This is a genomic window from Pararhizobium mangrovi (assembly GCF_006516965.1).
Taxonomy (GTDB): Bacteria; Pseudomonadota; Alphaproteobacteria; order Rhizobiales; family Rhizobiaceae; genus Pararhizobium_B; species Pararhizobium_B mangrovi.
Genome location: NZ_VHLH01000013.1, coordinates 119,583 through 127,850, shown reverse-complemented (window position 1 = coordinate 127,850; position 8,268 = coordinate 119,583). Strand labels below are relative to the sequence as shown.

At 62.6% G+C, this 8,268-nt stretch carries 7 protein-coding genes; 3 read left to right on the top strand and 4 right to left on the bottom strand.

Features of this window, described 5'->3' with window-relative positions; all coding sequences use genetic code 11:
* Window positions 1-943: 943 nt before the first annotated feature.
* The 4 genes from FJU11_RS08680 to ugpB all read right to left on the bottom strand — a co-directional run bounded on the left by FJU11_RS08680 (window position 944) and on the right by ugpB (window position 5,126).
* Window positions 944-1,996, bottom strand: coding sequence for a sn-glycerol-3-phosphate import ATP-binding protein UgpC (locus tag FJU11_RS08680; RefSeq protein WP_141166640.1), 1,053 nt, complete (start codon window positions 1,994-1,996; stop codon window positions 944-946).
* An 18-nt stretch (window positions 1,997-2,014) separates the two neighbouring features.
* Window positions 2,015-2,854: a sn-glycerol-3-phosphate ABC transporter permease UgpE gene (gene ugpE / locus FJU11_RS08675; protein WP_141166639.1), complete on the bottom strand. Its 840-nt coding sequence runs from the start codon at window positions 2,852-2,854 to the stop codon at window positions 2,015-2,017.
* A 4-nt stretch (window positions 2,855-2,858) separates the two neighbouring features.
* Window positions 2,859-3,743: a sn-glycerol-3-phosphate ABC transporter permease UgpA gene (gene ugpA / locus FJU11_RS08670; protein ID WP_141166638.1), complete on the bottom strand. Its 885-nt coding sequence runs from the start codon at window positions 3,741-3,743 to the stop codon at window positions 2,859-2,861.
* A 78-nt stretch (window positions 3,744-3,821) separates the two neighbouring features.
* The gene (ugpB, locus tag FJU11_RS08665; protein WP_210242862.1) at window positions 3,822-5,126 is read right to left on the bottom strand and encodes a sn-glycerol-3-phosphate ABC transporter substrate-binding protein UgpB; all 1,305 of its coding nucleotides are present in this window, start codon (window positions 5,124-5,126) and stop codon (window positions 3,822-3,824) included.
* A gap of 572 nt (window positions 5,127-5,698) precedes the next feature.
* Here ugpB and FJU11_RS08660 point away from each other — a divergent pair.
* Genes FJU11_RS08660 through FJU11_RS08650 form a run of 3 tightly spaced genes read left to right on the top strand, consistent with a single transcriptional unit; the run spans window position 5,699 to window position 8,186 of the window.
* The gene (locus FJU11_RS08660) at window positions 5,699-7,495 is read left to right on the top strand and encodes a methyl-accepting chemotaxis protein (RefSeq protein ID WP_141166636.1); all 1,797 of its coding nucleotides are present in this window, start codon (window positions 5,699-5,701) and stop codon (window positions 7,493-7,495) included.
* On the top strand, window positions 7,495-7,809 hold the full coding sequence (locus FJU11_RS08655) for an STAS domain-containing protein (RefSeq protein ID WP_141166635.1): 315 nt from the start codon (window positions 7,495-7,497) through the stop codon (window positions 7,807-7,809). Before FJU11_RS08660 ends, FJU11_RS08655 begins: the two co-directional genes overlap by 1 nt.
* On the top strand, window positions 7,806-8,186 hold the full coding sequence (locus tag FJU11_RS08650; protein WP_141166634.1) for a response regulator: 381 nt from the start codon (window positions 7,806-7,808) through the stop codon (window positions 8,184-8,186). Before FJU11_RS08655 ends, FJU11_RS08650 begins: the two co-directional genes overlap by 4 nt.
* The last annotated feature ends 82 nt before the right edge of the window (window positions 8,187-8,268 follow it).

Genomic DNA, 8,268 nt, shown 5'->3' with positions numbered 1-8,268 from the left:
CCGCTTTCACAACACGTTCGCGCAAATCCATCGAGTAGGCTTTCGACATCCATGCTGGCCTCCCTCCGGCCAGCATGTTGAATCACAACCGGGAGACAAACGGAATCCTCAGCGATTCAGATTGAAGTCATCCCGCTTTAGATGTGAGCCTTATAACTGGGATCACTCTCCTCCGATCATCCACAGGCTCATGAACACGGGGTCATCGGCATACGGATGAGTTAGCAACTCACGCCTTAAGCGGGTCCCCGCAACCAAACAGAAAGCCCCGTAGCAAATCGCTGCGGGGCTCGCTTGCGTCCATAGCGTATGGGCCCGTAGCGCAGCCGGTCGCCTGCAAGACGGCAGACTGGATCGGAGCAGGTGAACACCCGTCTACCCTCGCTGACCCGAACTAACGCGGCCCACATAGCCCTTCGCCAGGCGGGGATGCGGGGCAGGGGCAGCTGGTGCTGCTTCCAGTTCACCAATCTCCGCTTCGAGCCGTGTCTTCGTCGCCTCGTCCCGCACCGGGTTCTCCTGGGCCGTCTCCGAACGAATGCCCTCGCCGATCGCCTTCACTCAGTTGTCGATGCCCTTCGCCACCTCACGCAGTGCCCGCTTGTAGCCGCGCATCGCCTCGGCACTGCGGTCCTGTCGTTCGCGGTCGAAACGCGCCACCTCCGCGCGATATAGGGCGACATGCTCCGGCTTCAGGAACTTCTCGCCGAGCCCCGCAAGGACGAAGGCTTGCTGGCCTCTCGCGCGTGATCGTCAACCATACCGCGTTGACAGGCTGAGAAGCCGCACGCGATCCTCACCCAACTGCTACATGTACCCGGCGGGTCGTGTGAAATGGGGGCCACGTGGGCGAGGAAATATGACCAAAAATCACCGTAATGTCCCGCTGCCATAAGTGTTCGCAGTTTTGTTCTGTCCAATACGCCATTCATTTTCCAAAAGCTCAGAGCCGTTTGCCGGTTTCGGTGTCGAAGAAGTGCAGCGCATGCTCGTCGAACGTCAGGCCGGTCTCGTCCGAAAGCGGCGTGTCCGGATCGACCGTAATCGTCATCGGCTGCCCGCCCGATCGGCCATGAAGGAGCCGTTCGGCACCTAGCTCCTCGACATAGTCGAGGGTCAACGACACGGTCGCCATGTCGGGATTGGGCTGGAGACGGCCGTCTTCCGGCCTTAGGCCGACGATGACGTGGCGCCGGTCCCCGATCGTGTCTGGCGCAGGAACGAAGCCGTCGCCGAAATGAACGCGATGACCGTCCACGCTTCCTTCGAGAAGGTTCATCGCCGGCGAGCCGATGAAACCCGCGACGAAGGTCGAGGCCGGCTTGCGGTAGATATCGAGCGGGCGACCGACCTGCTCGACCCGCCCGCCGTTCAGCACCACGAGCATGTCGGCGAGCGTCATCGCCTCGAGCTGGTCGTGCGTGACATAGAGCGCGGTCGTCTTCAGCCGGCGCTGGAGCTGCTTGATCTCGCCGCGCATCTGCACACGCAGCTTGGCGTCGAGGTTCGACAACGGCTCGTCGAAGAGGAAGGCCGCGGGTTCGCGCACGATGGCGCGGCCCATCGCCACGCGCTGGCGCTGACCACCGGAAAGCTGGCGCGGCTTGCGGTCGAGAAAGTCGCCGATTTCGAGAATGTCGGCCGCCTCGCGCACGCGCTTGTCGATCGCGTCCTTCTTCTCGCCCCGGTTCTTGAGCCCGTAGGCGAGGTTCTGGCGCACCGTCATGTGCGGATAGAGCGCGTAGTTCTGGAAGACCATGGCGATGTCGCGGTCGGCCGGATTGACGTCGTTGACCACACGGTCGCCGATCGAGATCGTCCCGTCGGTGATCGTTTCCAGACCGGCCACCATGCGCAGGAGCGTTGACTTGCCGCAGCCCGAGGGGCCGACGAGGACGACGAGATCACCGTCGGCGATGTCGAGCGAAACCCCTTTCACCGCCTCCACGTTGCCGGCATAGACCTTTCGGACGGTGTCGATCGAGACGCGCGCCATTTTACAAACTCTCGCTTCTTATTTTTCGGGCTCGGTGAGGCCCTTGATGAACCAGCGCTGGAAGAAAAGCACGACGAGAACGGGTGGCACCATGGCAAGGATCGCCGTGCCCATGACGAGCTGCCATTGCGGATCGCCGTCGGCGACGTTCACCATCTGCTTGATGCCGACGACGATGGTCGTCATGTTCTGGTCGGTCGTGATGATGAGCGGCCAGAGATACTGGTTCCAGCCATAGATGAAGAGAATGACGAAGAGCGCCGCGATGTTCGTGCGCGACAGCGGCAGCATGATGTCCTTGAAGAACTGCATCGGGCTCGCCCGGTCGAGAAGGGCGGCTTCGAGGAGCTCGTCCGGGATCGTCATGAAGAACTGGCGGAAGAGGAACGTCGCCGTGGCGCTGGCGATGACCGGCAGGATGAGCCCCTGATAGGTGTTGAGGAGATCGAGGCCGGCCGCGACCGAATAGGTCGGCAGGATGCGCACTTCCACCGGCAGCATCAGCGTGATGAAGATCAGCCAGAAGGCGAGCGTGCGGAAGGGAAAGCGGAAATAGACGATCGCGAAAGCCGAGATGATCGAGATCGCGATCTTGCCGATGGCGATGCCGAGCGCCATCACCATGCTGTTGGCGATCATGCGCCAGACCGGGATCGAGCCGAAACCGGAGCCGAGGATGCGGCCGTAAGTCTCCAGCATGTGGCTCGACGGCAGGAGCGGCACGACGCCGCCGAGGAAGGTCGAGGAATCCTGCGTCGAGGCGACGAAGGCGAGATAGATCGGAAAGATCACGATCGCCAGGCCGACGAGAAGAACGGCGTGCGCGAAGAAGGTGAAGACGGGGCGGTTCTCGATCATCGCTTCAGTACTCCACCCGACGCTCGATATAGCGGAACTGGATCACCGTCAGGCCGATGACGATCGCCATCAGGACGACCGACTGCGCCGCCGAGCCGCCGAGATCGAGCGCGATGAACGCGTCGTGCCAGACCTTGTAGACGAGGATTTCCGTCGCGTCGCCGGGTCCGCCTTGCGTCGTCGCGTCGATGATCGCGAAGGTCTCGAAGAAGGAATAGACGATGTTGACGACGAGCAGGAAGAAGGTCGTCGGCGCGAGTAGCGGAAAGACGATCGTGAAGAAGCGCTTCATCGGGCCCGAGCCGTCGATCGCGGCCGCCTCGATCAGCGAGCGCGGGATCGCCTGCATGCCGGCGAGGAAGAAGATGAAATTGTAGGAGATCTGCTTCCACGCGGCCGCGATGATGACGAGAAGAAGCGCTTGGCCGCCGTTTACGAGGTGGTTCCAGTTATAGCCGAGCTGGTGGAGCACATAGGCGATGATGCCGATCGAGGGATTGAACAGGAACCACCACAAGACGCCCGCGATCGCCGGCGCGACGGCGTAAGGGGCGATCAGCGTCGTGCGGTAAAAGGCGTTGGCGCGCATGACGTAGTCCGCCATGCCGGCGAAGAGGAGCGCGGAGATCATCGCGGCGGCCGTCGTCGAGACGGCGAAGACGATCGTGATGGTGAAGGAATGCAGGTAGTCCGGATCGGAAAAGAGATCGCGGAAGTTTTCCAGCCCCACGAACTGCGTCGTCAGCCCGAAGGCGCCTTGCTGCAGCACGGACTGGTAGAGCGCTTCGCCCGCCGGCCAGATGAAGAAGACGATCGTGATGGCGAGCTGTGGTGCGATCAGGAGATAGGGCAGCCAGCGATGGCTGAACGTGACGCGTTTGGTCTGCATTCTGGGGACTTCGCGGATCGGCCGGAGCGAAAACCGGCGGGCGCATGATGCGTCCGCCGGCCGTTCGGGGGTGAAGGTTTACTGGTGCGCCTTCTCGAACTTGCGAAGGATCGTGTTGCCCTTGTCGACGGCATCGTCGAGCGCGGCTTCGGCCGACTTGTTGCCGGACCATACCTGCTCGAGCTCACCGTTGATGATGTCGCGGGTCTGCGCGAAGTTGCCGAAGCGGATGCCCTTGGAATTTTCCGTCGGCGGGTTCTTCGTCATCTGCTGGATGGCGACTTCGGCGCCCGGGTTCTTCTCGTAGTAACCCTGCTTCTTGGAAAGCTCGTAGGCCGCCGTCGTGATCGGTAGGTAACCGGTGAACTGGTGCCAGTCGGCCTGCACTTCAGGCGAGGAGAGGTACTTGAAGAACGTCGCGACGCCCTTGTACTCCTCGTCGGACTTGCCGGAGAGCACCCAAAGGGATGCGCCGCCGATGATCGTGTTCTGTGGCGCGCCTTTCACGTCGTCGTAATAGGGCAGTTCGGCAAAGCCGACCTTGGCCTTGGTGTTGGCGAGGATCGAGGCGCGGCTTGCCGACGAGCCCATATACATGGAGCACTCGCCCGAATAGAAGAGCGGCCGCGCGTCACCCTGGCGACCGCCATACTTGAAGACGCCGGATTTCGCCCACTTGGCCATGTCGGAGATATGGCGCTTCTGCAGGTCGCCGTTGAAGACGAACTTGGTGTCGAGCCCGCCGAAGCCGTTCTGCTTCGTGCCGAAGGGCACGTTGTGCCAGGCCGAGAACGTCTCGAGCTGCACCCAGGACTGCCAGCCGGTCGTGAAGCCGCAGCTCGCGTCGGAATTTTCCATCACCTTCTTGGAGTCGTCCGCGACGTCCTGCCAGGTCTTCGGCGCCCCGTCGATGCCGGCTTTGTCGAACTCGTCCTTGTTGTAATAGAGGATCGGCGTCGACGAGTTGAACGGCAGGGAGAGCATGTGCCCGTCGGTGTCGGTGTAGTAGCCGGTGACGGCCTGCAGGTAGTCGCTCGGGTCGAAGTCGACGCCGGAATCCTGCATCAGTTTGTAGACCGGCTTGATCGCGCCTTCGGCCGCCATCATCGTCGCCGTGCCGACCTCGTAGACCTGGACGATGTCGGGCTGCTTGCCGGCGCGGAAGGCGGCGATCGCGGCCGTCATCGTCTCCGGATAGGTGCCCTTGTAGACGGGCGTGACATGATACTGGTCCTGGCTGTCGTTGAAGTTCTTCGCGATCTCGTTGACCTTGTCGCCGAGCTCGCCGCCCATGGCGTGCCACCAGGTGATGTCGGTCGCCGCGAACGCGGAGGTGGCCGTCGTCGAAAGCAGGACGGCGCCTGCCAGAAGTGTCTTGATCATCATACGTTTTCCCTGCCTCGATGAGAGAGGGCCGAGGCGTAGGGCGTCTGCATGACAGACGGATTTCGGTTTCTTGAACAAACCATGACAGTCCTCCCTAACCTTCCGGCCTCCACCGGAACGACGTCCGCACGGTTCCTCTTCCGAACGATACGCCGGGCATGAAATGCCCTTCGGGCACCACAGACGCGAACCGAAGCATTGTCAAGCGCGCCGACGAAGGTTCGACATGTTCGCCACGCATCATGCGATCGACGAGAATGCGGATCGTCTCGTTGGCCATATCGACCTGTGGAAAAACCCATCTCGGACATGACGATACGGACCCGCCAACCTGCCGCATCGCGAATGCCATGGGTCTCCGATTCCGTGATTCAACTGATCGGCCATCACAATCTAGTTATCCCCTAATTAAGGTAGTTTTAAATCAACCTGATGCAACCAGGGCCCGAGCTGCGATCCGGGATGCTGGTGTTCTACCTATGCCGCCGGCTCGCTGATTTGGCCGCGTGACGCTGTGACGCTCGAACAGCGTCAAGCTCAGAGAAGGTGAAGAAATGAATCCGTTCCGAATGAGACGTCGCCCGAAGCCGACGGCGATACTGAACGCGTTGGACCAGTCGCTCGCGATGGTCGAGTTCGATGTCGATGGCCATATCGTCAACGCCAACTCCTTGTTTTGTCGCACGGTGGGCTATGATCTGGCCGAGCTGCGGGGGAAGCATCACTGCATTCTGGTCCCGTCAAAAGAAGCGGCGACGCCGGCCTACGACGAACATTGGCGCAAACTCGCCGGTGGTCAGTATATCGACGGCGAATGCGAGCGGGTGAAGAAGGACGGCAGCGAGATCTGGCTGAGAGCTTCCTATAACCCGGTAAGAAATTCTCGCGGAAAGGTTGTGGGCATCGTCAAGCAGTGTGTCGACATTACCGAGGAACGAAGGAAGTCTGCCGAGACCGACGCCAAGATGGCGGCGCTCTCCAAGATCCAGGCGGTGATCGAGTTTCTCCCTTCCGGAGAGATCATCACGGCCAACGACAACTTCCTGCAGGCCTTCGGGTACACCCTTTCCGAAGTGAAGGGCGCCCATCACCGTACGCTCGTCGAACCCGCATACGCACGCAGCCAGGACTATGTCGAGCTGTGGCTGCGGCTGAACCGCGGCGAAGCGGTCTCCGACGAATTCAAGCGCGTCGGCAAGGGCGGCCACGTCATATGGCTGCAGGCCTCCTACAATCCGGTCTTCGACGCTAACGGCAAGGTCTTCAAGATCGTCAAGTTCGCGACCGTGATCACCGATCGCGTCCATGCGGTTGCCGAGATCAGCCGCGGCATCTCGATGCTGGCGGACAGCGATCTCACCTGGCGTTCGGACAAGCCGTTCGCGCCGGCCTTCGAGCCGCTGCGCAACGACTTTTCCACCTCCTTGAAGCAGATCGGCAGCTCCTTGCGCCAGATCACGGAAAGCACCGGTTCGATCCGCACGGGAACCGAGGAGATCTCGGTCGCCACCGACGATCTCGCAAGACGCACCGAGACGCAGGCCGCGAGCCTCGAGGAAACCGCCGCGGCGCTGAGCGAAATCTCCGATACGGTCCGCCGGACGGCCGAGGACGCCTCCAATGCGCGCGACGCGGTGTCGTCGGCACGCACGGAAGCGACGAATTCCGCCGACGTCGTCGACAAGGCGATCACCGCGATGGACTCGATCGAAAAGTCCTCGCGCGAGATCAGCAAGATCATCGGCGTCATCGACGAGATCGCGTTCCAGACCAATCTCCTCGCGCTCAACGCCGGCGTCGAGGCCGCCCGGGCGGGCGAGGCGGGCCGCGGTTTCGCCGTGGTCGCCTCCGAGGTCCGGAGCCTCGCGCAGCGTTCGGCCGATGCGGCGAAGGAGATCAAGAACCTCATCGTCAGTTCGGGCGAACAGGTCGACACCGGCGTCGGCCTCGTCAAGGAGACCGGCGGCGCGCTGGAACGCATCGTCAACGAGGTCAACAACGTCAACACGATCGTCGAACGCATGGCCGCCTCCGCCAAGGAACAGGCGACCGGGCTCGGCGAGGTGAACGTTGCCGTGGGGCAGATGGATCAGGTCACCCAGCAGAACGCGGCGATGGTCGAGGAAACGGCTGCCGCCGGGCGCACCCTTGCCAACGAAACGGGTGCGCTCGCGGATGCGGTCGGGGAGTTCAAGCTCGACGAACATTCCAAGGTCGTCGACGTCGCTCCGCGTGTGGTTGCCCGAGCGGGCAGGGACGTCCAACCGAAGACGGTCGTGTCGATGAAGACGGTCGGCCACGGTGGTGCGCAGCAGAAGCCCTCGTCCTCCTTCGCTCTCGACGACCAGGACTGGGAGGAGTTTTGATGGCCGAGATTGCTGCCGAACCTGCCGGCAAGCCGGTTTCCACGTGCGAGTTGCCGTCGGACCTCGGTCTGGCGGCAGCCGGGCCGCTGACCCGGGAACTTGCCGGCTTGCGCGGCCGGGACGTCGTCGTCGACGGATCGGCCGTGCGCAAGGTCTCCACCCCCTGCCTGCAGGTCCTGATGTCGGCGGCGCTCACCTGGAAGCTCGACGGCGCGGAGCTCTCGCTGAACGCGCCGTCCGAGGCGCTCGCTTCGGGCGTCGCGCTGCTTGGGCTCTCGATCGATGACTTCACCGCTGCGGGAGACGCTCGATGAGCCTGACCATCCTGACGATCGACGATTCGCGGACGATGCGCGACATGCTGAACGCAGCGCTCACGCCGTCCGGCTTCACCGTTGTGCAGGCCGAGGACGGCGAGCACGGTGTCGAAGTGCTGGACGGAATGGAGCGCGAGCCGGATGTCATCATCACCGACATCAACATGCCCCGCAAGGACGGCTTCGCCTTCATCGAGGACGTACGCGCCGATCCCAGGCACCGAGCCACGCCGATCCTCGTGCTGACGACGGAAAGCGACGCGGAAAAGAAGCAGCGTGCCCGGGCCGCCGGCGCAACGGGCTGGATCGTCAAACCGTTCGACCAGGACAAGCTGATCGCCGCGATCCGGCGCGTCGCGGCCTATTCGGGCTGACGGCAAGCCCGGTCCGGCACGACGCGGTATCCGCCGGACCTTCGAAGCAGCGACAGGCATGACACCAAAGGGGACAGCAATC